Annotated in this window: 14 protein-coding genes; 6 read left to right on the forward strand and 8 right to left on the reverse strand. The window is 66.8% G+C overall.

The annotated features are described in order from the left end of the window. Positions 1-342 precede the first annotated feature (342 nt). The 5 genes from galU to AB2M62_RS06060 form a co-directional block, all read right to left on the reverse strand. Positions 343-1,209: a UTP--glucose-1-phosphate uridylyltransferase GalU gene (galU, locus tag AB2M62_RS06040; protein ID WP_404338471.1), complete on the reverse strand. Its 867-nt coding sequence runs from the start codon at positions 1,207-1,209 to the stop codon at positions 343-345. 74 nt (positions 1,210-1,283) lie between these two features. Further along, a complete protein-coding gene (locus AB2M62_RS06045) occupies positions 1,284-2,615 on the reverse strand; it encodes an outer membrane beta-barrel protein (RefSeq protein ID WP_404338473.1) in 1,332 nt (443 codons plus the stop codon). A 13-nt stretch (positions 2,616-2,628) separates the two neighbouring features. Further along, a complete protein-coding gene (locus AB2M62_RS06050; protein WP_404338475.1) occupies positions 2,629-3,681 on the reverse strand; it encodes an AAA family ATPase in 1,053 nt (350 codons plus the stop codon). Further along, a complete protein-coding gene (locus AB2M62_RS06055) occupies positions 3,678-4,688 on the reverse strand; it encodes a GumC family protein (protein ID WP_404338477.1) in 1,011 nt (336 codons plus the stop codon). The genes AB2M62_RS06050 and AB2M62_RS06055 overlap by 4 nt, the downstream gene beginning before the upstream one ends. A 258-nt stretch (positions 4,689-4,946) precedes the next feature. Then, on the reverse strand, positions 4,947-5,924 hold the full coding sequence (locus tag AB2M62_RS06060; RefSeq protein ID WP_404338479.1) for a glycosyltransferase family 2 protein: 978 nt from the start codon (positions 5,922-5,924) through the stop codon (positions 4,947-4,949). Positions 5,925-6,078: 154 nt separating this feature from the next. On the opposite strand from AB2M62_RS06060, the gene AB2M62_RS06065 reads away from it, so the two are divergent. Beyond that, entirely contained in the window at positions 6,079-7,173 is a 1,095-nt protein-coding gene (locus tag AB2M62_RS06065) for an acyltransferase family protein (RefSeq protein ID WP_404338481.1), read from the forward strand. Here AB2M62_RS06065 and AB2M62_RS06070 read toward each other — a convergent pair. Together AB2M62_RS06070 and AB2M62_RS06075 are read right to left on the reverse strand one after the other, a co-directional pair. Then, positions 7,170-8,375, reverse strand: a complete 1,206-nt coding sequence (locus AB2M62_RS06070) for a glycosyltransferase family 2 protein (protein ID WP_404338483.1) — start codon at positions 8,373-8,375, stop codon at positions 7,170-7,172. The two genes, AB2M62_RS06065 and AB2M62_RS06070, sit on opposite strands and share 4 nt — an antisense overlap. Positions 8,376-8,396: 21 nt before the next feature. After that, positions 8,397-9,254 (reverse strand): hypothetical protein, encoded by an 858-nt coding sequence (locus AB2M62_RS06075; protein WP_404338485.1) that lies wholly within the window; start codon positions 9,252-9,254, stop codon positions 8,397-8,399. Between the two features lie 225 nt (positions 9,255-9,479). Between AB2M62_RS06075 and AB2M62_RS06080 the strand changes: the two genes are divergently transcribed. The 5 genes from AB2M62_RS06080 to AB2M62_RS06100 are packed head-to-tail and all read left to right on the forward strand — an operon-like array spanning position 9,480 to position 15,687. Then, positions 9,480-10,910, forward strand: coding sequence for a lipopolysaccharide biosynthesis protein (locus AB2M62_RS06080; RefSeq protein WP_404338487.1), 1,431 nt, complete (start codon positions 9,480-9,482; stop codon positions 10,908-10,910). A gap of 2 nt (positions 10,911-10,912) precedes the next feature. Next, positions 10,913-12,622, forward strand: coding sequence for an AMP-binding protein (locus AB2M62_RS06085; RefSeq protein WP_404338489.1), 1,710 nt, complete (start codon positions 10,913-10,915; stop codon positions 12,620-12,622). Further along, positions 12,606-13,610 (forward strand): acyltransferase family protein, encoded by a 1,005-nt coding sequence (locus AB2M62_RS06090; protein ID WP_404338491.1) that lies wholly within the window; start codon positions 12,606-12,608, stop codon positions 13,608-13,610. Before AB2M62_RS06085 ends, AB2M62_RS06090 begins: the two co-directional genes overlap by 17 nt. Further along, positions 13,607-14,719, forward strand: coding sequence for a glycosyltransferase (locus AB2M62_RS06095; protein WP_404338492.1), 1,113 nt, complete (start codon positions 13,607-13,609; stop codon positions 14,717-14,719). The genes AB2M62_RS06090 and AB2M62_RS06095 overlap by 4 nt, the downstream gene beginning before the upstream one ends. A gap of 2 nt (positions 14,720-14,721) precedes the next feature. Then, on the forward strand, positions 14,722-15,687 hold the full coding sequence (locus AB2M62_RS06100; protein WP_404339827.1) for a glycosyltransferase family 2 protein: 966 nt from the start codon (positions 14,722-14,724) through the stop codon (positions 15,685-15,687). On the opposite strand, the gene AB2M62_RS06105 is transcribed toward AB2M62_RS06100, so the two are convergent. Then, complete coding sequence (locus AB2M62_RS06105) at positions 15,684-16,811, reverse strand: acyltransferase family protein (protein ID WP_404338494.1); 1,128 nt, start codon at positions 16,809-16,811, stop codon at positions 15,684-15,686. The two genes, AB2M62_RS06100 and AB2M62_RS06105, sit on opposite strands and share 4 nt — an antisense overlap. Positions 16,812-16,960: the final 149 nt, after the last annotated feature.

Below are 16,960 nucleotides of genomic sequence, written 5' to 3' on the forward strand. Positions count from 1 at the left end.
TGGTTCAGGCGCGCCTTGCGGCAGGGATCGACGCCATGCCGCCCGCCATGGACGCGATCGCACCTTGGCGGGAGAGCCGCGTTCGGGGCGAGTTAACGTGAAACAGAATGTTGATTAGATAGTATGATCTATTGATAATAAAGCGTAATAATCGACGTCAGAGCTTCCTCGCCCCCTCGACGAGCCCCGGCTTCGGCTCAGCGAAACCGCGGCGCGCATTCTCGATCTACTGCGGAGCGCGCGATGCGCTGCGATTTCGCGTGAGGCACTGTTCGCTACGCTCGAGCTGCAAGCGAGACTGGCGCTGTCGCGGCGGCCGGGGCTAATCCCGGCCGCTAACGGTCAGCCCTGCGCGCGGAGGAATGCCTCGATCGCCGGCGCGATGTCCGGCCGGCTGAGCGCCATGGCGATATTGGCCTGGATGAAGCCGGCCTTATCGCCGCAATCATAGCGCGTACCCTGGAAAGTGACGCCGTGGAACGGCTGGTCGCCGATCATCCGCGCCATCGCATCGGTGAGCTGGATCTCGCCGCCGGCGCCCTTTTCCTGGCCTTCGAGCACGCGCATCACCTCGGGCTGGAGGATGTAGCGGCCGATCACCGAGAGATTGGACGGCGCCGTGCCGGGCGCGGGCTTCTCGACCAGGCCCTGGACCTGGGTGAGCGTACCGTCGCGGCTGCCGGGCGTGATGATGCCATAGCGGTGGGTCTGGTCATCGGGGACTTCCTCGGCGCAGATCAGATTGCCGCCGACCTTGTTATAGGCTTCGACCATCTGGCGGAGGCAGCCGGGCTTGCCGACCATGAAATCGTCGGCGAGCAACACCGCAAAGGGCTCGTCGCCGACGATGTCGCGCGCGCACCATACGGCATGGCCCAGGCCCATCGGCTCCTGCTGGCGGACATAGGCGACGGCGCCGGGCTTGAGCCGGGTCGCATCGAGCACTTCGAGCGACTTGCCGCGCGCGGTCATCGTCGTCTCGAGCTCATAGGCGATGTCGAAATGGTCCTCGATCGCGGACTTGCCGCGGCCGGTGACGAAGATCATCTGCTCGATGCCGGCGTCCAGCGCCTCGTCGACGGCATATTGGATCAGCGGGCGATCGACGATCGGCAGCATCTCCTTGGGCATCGCCTTGGTCGCAGGCAGGAAGCGCGTCCCCAGGCCGCCCACGGGAAATACGGCCTTGCGAAGGGGCTTGATCGTCATATGGCGTGAATCTCCTGAGCGCGCGCGTCGCCCGATAGCATGAAAGGGAAGGGGCGCCCGGAGCGCCGGGGAATTCAGAACATGTAGCTCACGCCGACCGACGCGACGTTGGCGACGAAGGCGAGCAGCGGATTGTCCGAGCTGCGGCGCTGGAAGGTATAGTCCGCGTCGACCCGGATCTTGCGCCCGATATAATAGCGCGCGCCGGCGCCGAACTCGGTTTCGCGGCTGCTCTGGTCGATCACCGTGGTCACGCCGTCGGCGATCGACGGGTTGATCCAGGCGAAACGCGCATCGGCATGGAGGATCAGCGAACGCAGCAGCTCGTGATCGGCCGAGACGCTGACTTCGTCGCGCAGATTGCCCGCGGTGATCGGCGAGCTCGTCTCGTCGACGCGACGCTGGGCGGTGGCGCGCAGCGTCGTCAGCGGCGTGATGTTCCAGTTGATGTTGGCGTAATAGGAAAAGCCGTCGAGATCGTTGAGCTTGGGATCGGGATAGCGGAAGCTCAGATAGCCCAGCCGCACCGTGCCCGAGAGCAGGGTGGTGATCTCGCGCGTGACGCCGGCCTCGAGCAGCGTGCTGTCGCCGCTGCGGTCGGTCTGCGACAGCGGATCGAAGCCGACATCGCCCGGGCGCAGATCGTAGCGACGCTGCTCCAGCGTGCCGCGCAGCACGAAGCTGGTCAGCGTGTTGAGATCGTAGCTCGCCTGTACCGTGCCGCTATAGATGTCGAAATTGCGGAACTTCTGGTCGAGCCGGACGCCGCTGTTGAGCAACGCATCCTCATAGGTGACCCGGCGGAAGCGGCCCTCGCCGCGAAGCCGCAGGCTGCCCAGATCCTGCTCGATCGCGCTGTTGACGATCACGCTGTTGTAGCGGACCGGCTTGGCCGATTGCGAGAAGCTCGAAAGGCTGCCGCGCCGCTCGGCGTTGCGCGATGCGTCGACGCCCAGATAGAAACGGGTCTGGCGCGAGATGTCGTAGCGGCCATCCAGCGTCCCGCCGAACTGCGAGACGTCTTCGCCGGTATATTTGGCGTGGACGTCGCGGTCGAAAAAGGCCGAGAAGTTGAGCGCGTTGCGCGACCAGGTCGACGCGACGTCGATCTGGGGATGCACGGTCAGATAGACGTCGCCGCGCTGGTCGGTCTTGGTGGCGTAGATATTGTCGTCATACGATCCGTCGACCGCAATCTGCGGCGAGACCAGAAACGCGCCGACGCGATGCGCATTGTCTTCGAGGCGCGCGCGTTCGCGGGCAGTGACGCTCTGCACCGGTTCGGTCAGCGCGAAGCGCGTGGTCTGCGCCCGCGCGCTGCCGGCGGAGAAAGCGATCGTAGCCGCCACGATGGCGACGCACGACTTGGCGGCGCGGCTGCGCGGCCCCATTGCTGTCATGATCATCCAACGACCCCCCTTAGTTGGTGTAGTAGCCACGGAACTTCTTTTGATAGCCGTAGGTGTCGCTGTGACCGGTGCTGGCGTAGCGCGTGATGTCCACCTGAGTCAGGGCGACCCCGCTGATCTTGGCACCGGCATCGAGCAGCACGTCGATCGCGGCCTCGACGGCGCGCAGCGAAGTGCGCGCCCAGCGCGAAATCACCAGTACGCGATCGGCGGCAGCGGCGACGGCGCGGGCATCGGCGACGCCGAGCACCGGCGCGGTATCGAGGATGATCACGTCGAAGCGGCCGCGCAGCTCGCCGATCATCCGGCCGAGATTGTTGGGCGTCAGCGGATCGCGCGCGTCCTGCTGCGGCTCGGACGTGCCCAGCACATAGGCGCCGCTGGCCGGATCGACGACCAGCGCCTCGTCGAGCGAGACCTCGCCGCGGAGATACTCGTACAGACCCGGGCGCTTTTCGTGGATGAACTGCTCGCTGCTGCCCCGGCGGCGCAGGTCGCAATCGACTAGCACGGTGCGTGCGCCACCCAGTGCCGCGGTGCGCGCGAGGCAGGTCGACGTCGTGGTCTTGCCTTCCTGCGGCAGCGCCGAGGCGATCGCAACGACGCGGCCGCCCTGCGTGCGATTGCTGCTCCCGCCGCCGAGCAACAGGAATGCCTGAAGCGCGCGGAGCAATTCGGCGAAGACCGATAGCGGATGCGAGACGATATAGTCCTGCGGCGGCTCGGTCGCGCGCATCTTGCCCAGCGTCGACTGCAGCGTCGGCACCGCGCCGGCATAGCGAACGCGCAGGCGGCGCTCGACATCGGTCTTGGTGCGCACCCCGCCCTGGAGATATTCGGCGAGCGCGATCGCGATCAGGCCGAGCGCAATGCCGCCGCCGATCCCGCCGAGCGCGGCGAGCTTGATGTTCGGGAAGACCGGCTCCTTGGGAAGCTGGGCAGCTGCGGCCAGGCGCGAATCCGCCTGTTGCAGGCCCTGCTGGGCGCTGGTCTCGCGAAGACGGTTGAGAAAGGTCTCGTAGATTGCCTTCGCCGCGTCGGACTTGCGTTGCAGCGCCATCATCCCGACGCCGGCCGAGTTATTGCCGGCAAGCGCACCGTTCGCGCGCGACTGACTGCCCTGCAGCGAGCCCAGGCGCGACGACGAGACGCGGACATCGGCTTCGAGGTTCGAAAAATCCGGTCGATCTCCTGCTGGATCTGTACGCGGATTTCGCGGAGCTGACTCTGCGCCTTGAGAAGGTCGGGGTAGAGCGGGCCGTAGCGCGCCTGAAGCTCGGCGACCTGGGCGCTTGCGACGGCCTCGCTCTGGCGCAGGCTGCCGATCGTGCCCGAACCCAGCGCAGCGCCGACATCGGCACCCTTGCCGCCGGCGCGCAGCTGCGCGCGGGCTGCGTTCAGCCGGCCTTCCTTCTCGGCAAGATCGGCCTTGGCAACGGCGATCTGCTGGTTGAGCGTGGAAACTTCCTGCTCGGCATTGGTCGCGCCATTCGAGCTCAGCAGCCCGTTGGCGATCTTATATTGCTGGAGCGCGGCGTCTGCCTGGGCCGACGCGTCGCGCAGTTCGGCGGTGCGCGTGGTGAGCCAGGTGCTCGCCTGCTGGTTCGCGCCGACCTTGGCGTCGCGCTGGGCGGCGATATATTGCTCGGCGTAGAGATTGGCGGTGTCGGTCGCGAATTGCGGGTCGCTCGATTCGGCTTCGATGTCGATGATGAAGGTTAGACCCGAGCGATCGACCGAGACCATCTTGGCCATGGTCGAGGCCAGTTCGGCGCGACCTGCCTGGGCCGAGCGCGCATCGTTCGGGCGCAGCTTGGCATAGGCGTCGGCAGCGCGGCGCGTGATCTCGGGCAATTCGATCAGCCGCACCTGGGTATCAACCACGTCGCTCGTCCCCGGCAGATCGGGGGTGACCGACTTGACGTCGACCACGTCGGGCGTGACTGGATTGATCAGCAGGCTTGCCTTCGACGCATAGATCGGGGTCTGCAGCAGCGTCCAGGTCGCAGCGGCGGCGATGACGAGCACCACCACGCCGAGGAAAAGCCAGATGTTGCGGCGGAACACCATCCACAGCACCCGCGGATCGGGCAGGATGTTGGCGCGCGTCTCGATCGGGGCCCGATTCTCGGACTGTTCTTCGGCCGGCGCTGCGAGGGGTTCGCCGTCGCCGCTGGCAAGAGTGAAGCTGTTAATGACGAACCTCGACCATGGATGTAGCAGTACAGCAGGCGCTATACACTGTTCGCACTTGCAGCAATACGCGAATTCTTAGTTAAGGTGTAACAAATTCGGCCAGGATGTCGAATTGCAATTTGCCACGCCAATCTAGCCAAGGTGATCGAATTCGCCCGCCGCGAATAGCGTGCGCAGGGATCGCGCCTTCACGGGGAGCGGCGCGCGCTTGTCCCGGATTATCGCGCCCGCAACTTCCGCCAGCCGCACCGGGTGGCCAAGCAGCGGGATTAGCGCACGGACCAGCCCGTCGTCGCGCTTGTCGTCCAGAAAGCGGCGATGCGCGTGCTTGATGTCGAGCGCGGCGACATGGCTGGCGAGGATCTTCCGGTCCCCGGGCGTGATTCCAGGCCGCGCGGCCAGCCGGCGATCGGCGGCGAGCAGGCGGGCGAGATCGTCGGTGCTGTGCCGACCGCTCAGCGAGCCGGCGCGCTCGATCGCGACATAGCCGCACGCTTCGGCGAGTTCGAAGCGCGCGCCGCGTGCCAGCGCCTCGGCATAGAGAAGATAGTCTTCGCCGAGCCGGATATCCTCCTGATAGCGCAAGCCGAGCGTATCGAGCATCACGCGGCGGATGAGCGGCTTGAGAAAGCCGAGTTCGGCGCGGGGGCGGCCGGGGCGCGAGATGTTGCGCTCGACGAATTCACCCAATGTGAGGGTGCGGTGGCGGTCGCCGCCAGAGGGCGGGGCCGCGCTATCCTCGCTCCCTTCGAGGACGAACAGGATATTGTCGGCGATCAGATCCCAATCGCTGCGGGCGAGCAGGCGGGCAAAGCGGCCGGGGAGCAGATAGTCGTCGGCGTCGAGGATTGCGAGGAAGGGAGAAACGCTGGCGTCGATCGCGGCATTGCGCGCCGGCGACGGGCCGCCATTGGCGGCAAGGGCAATCACGCGAAGGCGATCCGAGCCGTCATCGGCGCCGCGCGCGCGCGCCACGGTATCGTCGCCCGAGGCATCGTCGACGACGAAGACTTCGGCGACTTCAGGCTCCGCCAACGCCGATGCGACCGCACGCGCGATGGTTGCGCCGGCATTGTACGCCGGAATGATAACGCAGACGCACGCTTGCATGGACGACCCCCGGGATGCGACGCGGCAATGCGGCGGCATGCTGCGTCGCGCGCCTTTTCCTGTCGCAACGCATAAGGGTCAAGCGGCGCTTAGGCACATTGTCGGTTTTGCCGCGGTGCGCTAGGCCAGGCAGACCATTTCGGGGGAAGACATCTTGGGGCAGACCGCGCCTGACGCGATCGGCGGCAGCCTGCCGCCGCCGCACCGGCATCACTTGCTCGCGCTGGACGGGCTGCGCGGCGTCGCGGCGCTGGCGGTGGTGGTCTATCATCGGCGCTGGTGGGTCGCCGACGATTCGGACTTCCTCCAGCACGCCTATCTCGCGGTTGATTTCTTTTTCATGCTGAGCGGGCTGGTCGTCGCGCTCGCTTATGAGCGTCGGCTGAGCGAGCGGCGGCTCAGTTTCGGCGGCTTCGCGCTGCTCCGCGCGATCCGGCTCTATCCGATGATCGTGGTGGGGGCGCTGCTCGGCGCGGGGTTCCTCGGCCTGCGCGGCGTGACCACGCACGATGTCGGCCTGATCGCCCGCACGATCGCGGCCTTGCCCTTCGCGGCGCTGGTCCTGCCGGTCCCGCCGGGGATATTTCCGCTGCCCTTCACGCTCAACGAGCCCTCCTGGTCGCTGTTCTACGAGCTTGCGGCGAACCTGGCCTTTGCGGCGTGCGTGCCCTGGCTGCGCGGGAGGGCGCTGGGAGTCGTCGTCGCGGTGTTCGGCCTGGCGCTGGTCGCGACGTCGCTGACCTTCGATGGTCTCAATGCGGGTTGGAAATGGCCGGAGCTCTATGCCGGCTTCGTGCGGGTGGGCTTCGCCTTCTTCGCCGGGGTCGCGCTGTATCGGCTGCACGGCACGCGGCGCTGGCCGACGTTCGCGCTGCCGTTCCCGGTGCTGGCGCTGGCGCTGGTCGCCGTGCTGCTGCCCTCGCTGCTGCCGGCGGGCAATGCGCTCTACGATCTGGCGATGACGATGCTGGTGTTCCCTGCGATCATCGTGCTGGCGAGCAACGACCGTGCCGAGGGCAAGTGGAACGGCGTGATGCGGTCGAGCGGCGAGCTCTCTTATCCGCTCTACATCACCCATTTCCCGCTGCTTGCGCTGTCGGAGATGGTGCTGTGGCGGCTGCACCTCCCCAATATGGCGATGCTGGCGCTGTCGGTCGTAATTGCCGCCGTCGCCGCCTTGTTGTTCTCGCGGGCATTCGACGTGCCGGTGCGCAAATGGCTCGGCCAGCGGTTCGGCCGCCGAGGCTAGGCGTCGGGCAGCAGCGCCGCGTCGCGTTCGCGCACCTGGCCCTGCGTCGCCCTGGCGAGCCCGAGCTTGCGGACGGCGAGCAGCGTGAAGGTCCGCACCGGGCCGACGAGCGTGAAGGCGAGCTGCCGGAAGGCGGCGGCCTCGGCCGGCAGCGGACTCTTGAGCTGCCATAGTGCGCCGCCGAGCATTGCCTCGACGATTTGCCGTGCCGGGCCGCGCTGTGCGGCGAGCGCCTTCAATCGCGCCAGGATCTCGGGCACGAGCGCGCCGGGAAAGCCGTGCTTGCCATTGAGGATCCGTCCGGCAACGGCGACTTCGGCGGCGGTCAACGGGCCTGGCGCGGCCGAAGCGGCGGCTTCGAGATCGCTCGCGGCGTCTTCCCACAGATCGTGGCGGGCATTGATGCAGGCGCGCTGGAGCAGCGCGACGCGGCGCAGCAGAGTGGGGTCGCCGGCTTCGAACAGCCCCTCATAGCCCTGGATCGGCATGCGCGCGTGCAGCGTGCCGAAGATCCGCCGATCCCATTCGCGCCAGACCTGGTCCGACGCAGAGGCGGCGTGCAGCGCGCTGGCGGGGCCGCGCGCGCCCTCATGCTTGCGCTGATCGAAGATGTAGCGATCGAGATAGGCGGCGGGCACCGCCAGCGCGAGCCGGACGAACATCTCATAGTCGAGCGAGCGCAGCATCGTCTCGTCGAACGGGCCGACCTTGTCATAGGCCGCGCGGCGGACCAGCGCGGCGTTCTGCATCACGAACGCATCTTCGAGGATGTGGCGCAGCAGCGATCCCGAGGCGAGATCGGGCCAATAGCCGGTGCCGAGATCGTTCCACGTGCCCGACGCATCGGTGGTGAAGCGCGAATAGCGTCCGAACGCGAAGCCGGCGCCGCTGCGCTCCAGCGTGGCGAGCAGCGGCGCGACGGTGTCGGCGCGCAGCACATCGTCATCGTCGCAGATCATGACGAACGTGCCGTCGGTCTGGGCCATGCCGCGATTGAGCGCGACCGACTTGCCGGCATTGTCCTGGCGCACATAGCCGACGCCCTCGAACCCGGCGACGACCGCGGCGGTGCCATCGGTCGAGCCGTCGTCGATGACGAGCAAAGCGTCGTCTGGCCTCATCTGCGCGCGGATCGCCGCGATCAATTCGCCGATATAGGCAGCGCGATTGAAGGTCGGCAGCAGGAAGCTGATGCGAGTCAAAGGACGGTCCCCGTATTTGCGCTAGAGCGGGAAGGGGCCGAAGGCCGCTTCCATTGCCTGGATCTGCCGATCGTTGCCGTCGCGCTCCATATTGTCGACGCGCAGCCCGACTTCCTGGCTGGCCGGCCATTCGACAAAGTCGATCCAGCCGTCGACCCGGCGATGGCGCAGCCCCTGGCGACGCGCCATCCAGTAAAACCAGATATCGTCGCCGCGCGGGCAAAGCGCAGTGAACCGCGCGTGGTCGAGCACCTCGGGATGGAGGCTGCCGGGTGGATACAAAATCCCGCCGATGCCGGTGGGGAACAGCGCCGTGCCGGGTTCGGCGCTGGTGCGCGATGTCGCCATCTCCCAGTCGCGATAGGGCAGCAGCGTGCCCGAGGCATCGGCGCTGGCGAGGTGCGCGCGCCAGCCGATCACGCTCGGCGCCGCGGGATCGTGCGCGGCGACCAGCCCGGCCAGCCAGTGCGGCGGATAATAGACATCGTCGTCCGCGGTGACGTGAACTGCCTCGGGCCACAGCGCGAGTGCAGGGATCAATTTCTTGTACGAGCGCAGATCGTCACAGCCGCGAATCTCGAGCCCGTGCGCTTCGAGCTGGCGCACGTCCTCGGGAAGCATCGCGATATCCTTGTCCGCCAGCCACAAGATGGTGCGATCGGCGGCGACCGACTGATCGAGCAGGCTGCGCAGCGTCGGCGCGAGGCTGGGGAAGCGCGCGGAATAGGAAGTGAGGTTGACGATCAACGGCGTAGCGAGCCCATGCGGCTTGCGGTGCGCGATCGTCGGGAATGCCGCGACGGCAGCATGCGCCGCGCGCGCGAGTGCCGCGAGCCGCCTTCGTCTCAGCCATTGCCGGATGCGCCACGCGCCGATCATCTCTGCCCTCCCTGCAGTCTATCCCCCTCGCATTGTGTAGCAATATCGGTCAATGAGGATGTTGCGGCGCAACAATCAGGGCTCGCACCATGCGGGTGCTCGGTCTAAAGTGGCCCGTATTTCTGTTCCGTTCCCGGACCCTTTTCACTGATGCGTTCTTCCCCGCAAGGCCCAGCCGAGCAATCCTTTGGCCGGAAAGCCGCGAATAGCGCGGTTTTTCTGGGCGTGACGCAGGTTGTCCGGCTGATCCTGACCGTGCTGTCGACGATTGTCATTTCGCGACTTCTGTCCCCCGACGATTACGGCGTGATGGCGATGGCGGCGCCGGTGGTCGGCTTCATTGTCCTGTTTCAGGACCTTGGGCTGGGCGCCGCGACGATTCAGGCGCGCACGATGAGCGACGAGGCGTCGAACGGGCTGTTCTGGATCAACATGGCCGCGTCGGCCGCGATCTTCTTCGCATTGCTGCTCTGCGCGCCGCTCGCCGCCTGGTTCTATGGCGATATCCGCGCGGGCTATGTAACCGCGGCGAGCGCCGCGGGCGTGCTGCTCTCGGGCACCGCGCTCCAGCACAGTGCGCTGCTCAATCGCGACATGCGCTTCGGCGCGTTGAGCGCGATCGACATCGCCAATGCCGTGGTGACTTTTATCGGCGCGCTGATCGCGGCCTATGTGCTGCGCAATTATTGGGCGCTGTGGATCGGCACGATGGCAGGCACCTTCGTCCAGGTCGTGCTGACCTGGGCAGTGACGCCATGGCGGCCGCGCTGGAAGGTCAGCCTGGCGGGCATCGGGCAGATGGCCCGCTTCGGCGGCAACCTCACCGGGTTCAACGTGCTCAACTATATCGGCCGCAACGCCGATAACGTGCTGATCGCCAAGTTCGCCGGCAGCATCGCGCTGGGTCTCTACGATCGCAGCTTCAAGTTGATGATGCTGCCGCTCCAGACGATCAACGGACCGCTCGGCCGGCTGATGCTGCCGATCCTCAGCCGGCTCCAGGACGAGCCCGAACGCTATCGCCGCTCGTTCCTGCTGTCGGTTCGCGCGATTCTGCTCGTCGCGACGCCGGGGATCACCGTCGCGGTGGTGACCAGCGATCGGCTAATGATCTTCCTGCTCGGCGACAAATGGGCTGCGGCCGGGCCGATCTTCTTCTGGCTGGGCCTGGCGAGCCTGTTCCAGCCGGTCGCCAACGCGACGGGGTGGCTGTTCATCAGCAGCGGGCGCGGGCGCGAGATGCTCCGCTGGGGTATCGTTTCGACGGTGACGACACTGATCGCGATCGTGGTCGGGCTGCAATGGGGCGTGGTCGGCGTGGCGATGAGCCTGTTCGTCGTGCTCGTGCTGCGCACGCCGCTGCTCAACGCCTATTGCGTGCAGGGCACCAGCGTACGCACGCGCGATCTCTATCTGGTGATGCTTGAGCCGGCGATCGGCGCGGTTGCCGCCGCGCTGCTCGTCCATGCGATCGGCGACTTGATGTCGACGGCGATCCTGCTCTGCGTCGCGATGCCGCTGGCCTATGCGCTGGGCCTGCTCGCCCACATGCTGACTCCGGCAGGCCGGGCGCTGCTCGCATCGATGTTCGAACTGGCGACTGGCGTGGTCGGCTCCGCGGTCGGGCGGATCCGTCGGCGCGGGGCAGCGGCATAGCCGTGCGCGCCGAGTTGTCGTCGCCGCTGGGAGATCTGCGCGCGCATGGCGCGCGGCCGGCGCTGTTCGCCGACGACCGCACGGTTTCCTACGCAGAGCTTGCCGACCTGGTCGACGCTGCCGCGGGGCGGCGCGGCGATGCGCGCGAGCTGATCTTTCTCGAGGCGCGCAACACGGTTGAGTCGATCGTCGAATATTGCGCCAGCCTGCAACGCGGCGATCCGGTGTTCCTGTTCGGCGCCGATCAGCCAGGGCTCGCCGAGCTGGTGGCGCGCTATGCACCCGATCGCGTGATCGCCTGGACCGTGGCGGTGACGGCAGCGGAGGCGGTGGCGCCGCATGTCGAACGGCCGCTCGCCGGGCCGCTCGCAGTGCTGCTGTCGACTTCGGGGACGACGGGGTCGCCCAAGCTGGTCAAGCTTTCGGCCGACGCTGTCGGCGCCAATGCGCGCGCGATCGCCGACTATCTCGGCCTGACCCCCGACGATCGGGCGATGACGAGCCTGAAATATAATTACTCGTTCGGCATGTCGGTGGTCAATTCGCACCTGGCGACCGGCGGCGCGCTGATCCTCACCGACGAATTGGTGACCAACCCAGGGTTCTGGGATCAGGCGCGACGGCACGGCGCGACCAGCTTCTCGGGCGTACCCTATAGTTTCGAGATGCTTGCAAAGCAGGGCGACGGCTGGGCCGCGCTCGATACGCTGCGCCACGTGGCGCAGGCCGGCGGTCGGCTGGAGCCGGCGCTGGTGCGGCACTTCGCCGCGCTGGGTGCCGAGCGGGGCTGGCGGTTCTTCGTCATGTACGGCCAGACCGAGGCCGGGCCGCGCATGGCCTATCTCCCGCCCGAGCGCGCTGCGACCCATGCCGACTATATCGGGCGACCGATCCCCGGCGGCACCTTCGACCTGATCGATGGCGAGGGTGCGCTGGTCCCAGGCGAAGGCGAGGGTGAACTCGTCTTCCGCGGACCCAGCGTGATGATGGGCTATGCGATCGAGCCCGCCGATCTGGCGAGCGAGGCCCAACTCGATCGCCTAGCGACCGGTGACATCGCGCGGCGCGATGCGCAGGGGCTGTATCGGATCGTCGGCCGCGTCGCACGGTTCGTGAAGCCATTCGGGCTGCGGATCAATCTCGACGAAGTCCAGGCGGACGCGCGCGAGACGTTTGCCGATGCGATGGCGACCGGCGACGATACCGGCCTGGTCGTGGCGACCGAGAGCGGCGATGCTTCGGCGCGATCGGGCCTGCAAACGCGGCTCTGCGAACGCTACAAGCTGCCGCCCTATGCCGTGACAGTGATCGTGCTGACGGCGATCCCCCGGCTGGCCAACGGCAAGACCGATTACCGCCGCATTTTGGAAGGCGCCCGAGGCACCGGGGCGGCTGCGCCGAGTGGCGGTCGCCGGGGCCCTATCGAGATCCTCACCTCGGCTTCCTTTTATCGGCGCGCCTGGAGCGAGGGACTTGCGATCCTCGGCTTCGGCAAGCCCGGCTGGGGCAGCGTGGCGGAAATCTTCGCCATGTTCGTCGGCGGCTATGTTCCGGGCGCGGAAAACAGCTTCCGCGATCAGGGCGGCGATTCGCTGAGCTACATCCAGGTGGCGCTGGCGCTCGAGGATTATCTCGGTCATCTACCCGATGACTGGGAGGGGATGACGATCGGCGATCTCGAAGAGGCGAGGCTCGATGAAGCGCTTGTCTAGCATGTCGGTCGAGACGGAAACGCTGCTGCGCGCGCTTGCGATCTCTGCGATCGTCTTCAATCACGCCAATCCTGCGCAGGCCGAAACCGGGTTCGGGCTCGGCGGCGGGCTGACCTTTCTGATCCTGCTCTCGGGTTTCAACCTAGCGCGCTATTCGCTGCAGGGCGCGAGCTCGCAGGCCTTTCGCCAGTCGGTGCTGCTGCTCGCGTGGCGTGTCGCCTGGCCGACCGTGCTGATCGTGCTGCTCGATTGGGTGGTGACCGGGCAGCGCCCGGCGCTCGGCTATCTGCTGTTCTACAGCAATTGGTTCACCTGGCATCATCCTGCGCTGCTGCAGATCTGGTATCCCCAGATGCTGATCAAGCTGCTGCTAATCTTCTGGGTGCTCTTTCACTTCGAGCCGCTGGCGCAGCTCGTGCGGCGCAAGCCGTTCCGCGCATTCCTGTTCGCATTCGTCGTCGCAGTGGTGGTCCGCGCAATCGCGCCCGAATGGCTGGAGCCGCCCGAGACGCGCGGACGGCTGGTGCATTTCTATGCCTGGAATTTCCTGCTGGGGATGCTGGCCTATTATGCCCTGCAATCGGGGCCGGGCAGGGGGCCGATGCTGAAGCGCGCGATCGTAATGGCATGCGCGGTGATCGGCGCGTTCGTCGCCTATGGCCCGTTCAAATCCGATTTCTGGTGGCTGAGCATCGCGACGGCAGTGTGGGTGAGTTTCCCGCGCTTCGTGCTGCCGCGGCCGATCGGCCAGGCGGTGCGAGTGGTCAGCCAGGCGGCCTTCGCGGTGTTCCTGCTGCACCTGTTCTTCCTCTATGTCTGGTGGAAGGCCAATCTGCCCTATGCACCGCTGCTCCAATTCGTCTTCTCGCTGGGGGGCAGCGTTGCGGTGTGGGTGGTGATGACTGCGTTCAGCCGCGCCTATCGCGCCGAGCGGGGCGCGGGGCCGGCGACGCGCCCGGCGCCCCGGCTCCAGGAGGCCGCTGCTTGAAGCTGCTCTACATCGTCCACGACCTTCACAATTCGGCGGTGATCCGCCGGGTGCAGATGTTCCACGCCGCCGGAATTGACGTGACCGTCGCCGGCTTTCGGCGGCGGGATGAAGTGCCCGCCACGGTAGCCGGCGCGCCAGCGATCGACCTGGGGCGCACGCAGGACGCCAAGTTCGTCCAGCGCGTTGCAGCGGTGCTGCGGAATGTCGCGCTGCCGGGGCGGCTGCTTGCCGCGGCGCGGGGATGTGACGTGATCGTCGGGCGGAACCTTGAAGCACTGGCGCTGGCCTTGCGCGCCCGCAAGGCGGCGCCGGAAGCGCGCATGGTGTATGAATGCCTCGATATTCACCGGCTGCTGCTCGGCAGCTCGAAGCCGGCCAAACTGCTCCAGGCGATCGAGGCGCGGATGCTGGCGCATGTCGATCTGGTGCTCACGTCGTCGCCGGCATTCGAGCGCGACTATTTCGCGCATCGCCCGACGCTGCGCGCGCCGGTGATGCTTCTCGAGAACAAGCTGCTCGTGCTGGAAGGGGCGCCGCCACAACCGCTCGCGCCGCCTGCGGGGCCGCCCTGGGTGATTGCCTGGTTCGGGATGCTGCGCTGTGCGAAGACGCTCGACATTCTCGCGGCGCTGGCGGCCAAGCATGGCGGCGCCATCGAAGTCCATATCGCCGGGCGCCCATCGCCGGCGGTGTTCGAGGATTTCGAGGCGCGGGTCGCGGCGGCGGCGCATCTGCGCTATCTCGGGCCATATACCGCCGCGGATCTGCCGCGGCTCTACCAGCCGTGCCATTTCGCCTGGGCCATCGATTATTTCGAGGAGGGCCTCAACTCGAAATGGCTGCTGCCAAACCGGCTGTATGAAGCGACCAGCTTCGGCGCGGTGCCGATCGCGCTGCACTCGGTCGAGACGGGCAAGTGGCTCGACGCGCACCGCGCGGGACTGACGATTGACGACGATCTTGCCGGGCTCGATGCGCTCGGCACGCTTTCGCCGGAACGGTATGCCGGCCTGCGCGAAGATGTAGCGGCGATCCCGCAAGCCGATCTGACCGCGACGATCGACGATTGCCGCGCGCTGCGTGCCGCGCTCGAGGGGAAGGCGTGACCATGGACTCCGAAGGCGCGTTGGTCGTCGTGCCGACGCTCAATGAGCAGGCGCATATCGGCGCGCTGCTCACCCAGTTGCGCGCCGATCCGGCGGCGCGGCGGATCGTCGTTGCCGATGGCGGCAGCCGCGATGCGACGCCCGCGATCGTCGCCGAGCACGCCGCGTCCGATCCGCGCGTGGTGCTGATGGACAATCCCGACCGCATCCAGAGCGCCGGAGTCAACCGCGCGGTCGCGCGCTTCGGCGAGGGTGAACGCTGGCTGGTCCGCGTCGATGCGCATTGCCTCTATCCCGATGGCTATGTCGGCGCGCTGGTGCAGACTGCCGAGCGGACTGGGGCGGTTTCGGTGGTGGTGCCGATGCAGACGCGCGGCGTTTCGTGCTTCCAGATCGCCTGCGCGGCGGCGCAGAATTCGGTGCTGGGCACCGGCGGGTCGGCGCATCGCCATGTCGGCGAAGGCCAATATGTCGAGCATGGCCATCATGCGCTGATGTCTATCGCGGCATTCCGCCAGGCCGGCGGCTACAACCAGGCGATGTCGCACAACGAGGATGCCGAACTCGATCACCGGCTCGGCCGGTTCGGGCGGATCTGGCTCGAGCCCGCCCATGCGATTACCTATTTCCCACGCCGCGATCCCTATGGGCTGTGGCGGCAGTACCGGGGCTACGGCAAGGGCCGGGCGCAGACGATCGCGATGCACCGGATGCGGCCGCGGCTGCGCCAGATGGTGCCGCTTGCAGTGCCGCTGGCCGTCGTGCTCGCGCTGGGATCGCCCTGGTGCGTGCTGCTCGCGCTGCCGCTGCTCGCCTGGGCGATGCTGTGCCTGGGCGCCGGACTTGCGGTGGGTGCCCGACAGGGCTCGCGCTGCGCGATGCTGGCGGGCGTCGCCGCGATGATCATGCATCTGGGCTGGGGATCGGGCTTTCTCCAGCAGTGGCTGTTCGGAAAGACCCCGCGCTAACGCGCCTCGACGACTTCTTCGGTGTCTCCGGCCGGTTCACGCGGCGGGCGCCCCAGCAGGGCGTCGATCCGTGCGAACAGCCGCAGCTTGGGCGGGAAGAAGAAGAAGGTCAGCCCCAGCGACAGCGCGAGCGCGGTGATCGCCACCGATCCGAGAATGCCGATCAGCGAGACCACGATCGCCAACGCCACGCCCGACTGGAGCAGGAACGGGCTGTGGAGCTTTGCCAGCCAATAGCAGAGCGGCATCATGAACAGCAGGTGGGTGAGATAGATCGGCAGCGTCATCTGGCCGAGCCGGCCGAAGAACCGCCGGGTATCGGCGCGAAGGGCCAGCGTCTTGCCGAGATAGATGGCGCCCAGCATCCCGATAGCGATCGCGACGAACTTGATCGCGGCACCGGGCACCACGCCTTTGACCATCATCGCGATCCAGGCGAGCAGCCCATAGCCGGTAAGCGTGACGATCAGCGTGGGTATCGCCGGCAGCGTCGCGGCACGGACGATCCAGTCGCGGCAGACATAGCCGAGATAGAAATAGAAGAAATAGCTGAGCGCGCCGCGCAGATAATAGTCCTGGGCGAGGAGATGCAGTCCGTAATGGTCGAGATGCCAGGTGGTGAGCCCGAGCATCGCGAAGGTTACCAGCACCGAGAGCGCCAGCCAGGTTCGCGCATGGCGGCGGCCCAGCGCCCAGGCGAGCAGCGAATAGACGCCGAGACTCCAGATGAACCAGAGATAGGAGGAAGGGAAGATCCAGGCGGTGAGCAGCTGCCAGAGATATTTGCCGTGCAGCGGGTCGCGGAAATTGGGGAAGATCGAATAGAGCAGCCAGTCGATTGGGATCCAGATCAGCATCACCCAGATCAGCGCCTTGAGCCGGCCGTGCCAGAAGCCGCTCCAGCTGCCGTCGAGATAGCGGCGCGAGAACATGCCCGAGATCATGAAGAACAGCGGCATGCCGACTGGCGTGACCGCACCGATCGCGTTGCGCATCCCCGCCTGCGGATAGCCTGCGCCTTCGACGAACAGCGCGCCGTGCGACAATACGATGATCAGGATGATCAGCCCCTTGGCGGTGTCCGCCCAGTAAACGCGATCTTCGCCCCCCTCCGTACGCGTCATCTTCGACCCCCTGTCGGCACTGCTCCATCACAGCTGCAATCCGGGCGATACAATAGGGGTCTTGCGCAAAGTTCAACGGCAAAGCGCGGCCGTCTGACTGTTTCCGGGACATTTCGGCGAATCGGGCCGATATTTGCTGCGTTGCGGGA

This window comes from Sphingomonas sp. MMS12-HWE2-04 (assembly GCF_044881185.1).
Lineage (GTDB): Bacteria > Pseudomonadota > Alphaproteobacteria > Sphingomonadales > Sphingomonadaceae > Sphingomonas.

What these genes read in the sequence shown, in the direction of transcription:
- galU (WP_404338471.1), bottom strand. Translation starts at nt 1,209, where the DNA reads ATGACGATCAAGCCCCTTCGCAAGGCCGTATTTCCCGTGGGCGGCCTG.
- AB2M62_RS06045 (WP_404338473.1), bottom strand. Translation starts at nt 2,615, where the DNA reads ATGATCATGACAGCAATGGGGCCGCGCAGCCGCGCCGCCAAGTCGTGC.
- AB2M62_RS06050 (WP_404338475.1), bottom strand. Translation starts at nt 3,681, where the DNA reads ATGATGGCGCTGCAACGCAAGTCCGACGCGGCGAAGGCAATCTACGAG.
- AB2M62_RS06055 (WP_404338477.1), bottom strand. Translation starts at nt 4,688, where the DNA reads ATGGTGTTCCGCCGCAACATCTGGCTTTTCCTCGGCGTGGTGGTGCTC.
- AB2M62_RS06060 (WP_404338479.1), bottom strand. Translation starts at nt 5,924, where the DNA reads ATGCAAGCGTGCGTCTGCGTTATCATTCCGGCGTACAATGCCGGCGCA.
- AB2M62_RS06075 (WP_404338485.1), bottom strand. Translation starts at nt 9,254, where the DNA reads ATGATCGGCGCGTGGCGCATCCGGCAATGGCTGAGACGAAGGCGGCTC.
- AB2M62_RS06090 (WP_404338491.1), top strand. Translation starts at nt 12,606, where the DNA reads ATGAAGCGCTTGTCTAGCATGTCGGTCGAGACGGAAACGCTGCTGCGC.
- AB2M62_RS06100 (WP_404339827.1), top strand. Translation starts at nt 14,722, where the DNA reads ATGGACTCCGAAGGCGCGTTGGTCGTCGTGCCGACGCTCAATGAGCAG.
- AB2M62_RS06105 (WP_404338494.1), bottom strand. Translation starts at nt 16,811, where the DNA reads ATGACGCGTACGGAGGGGGGCGAAGATCGCGTTTACTGGGCGGACACC.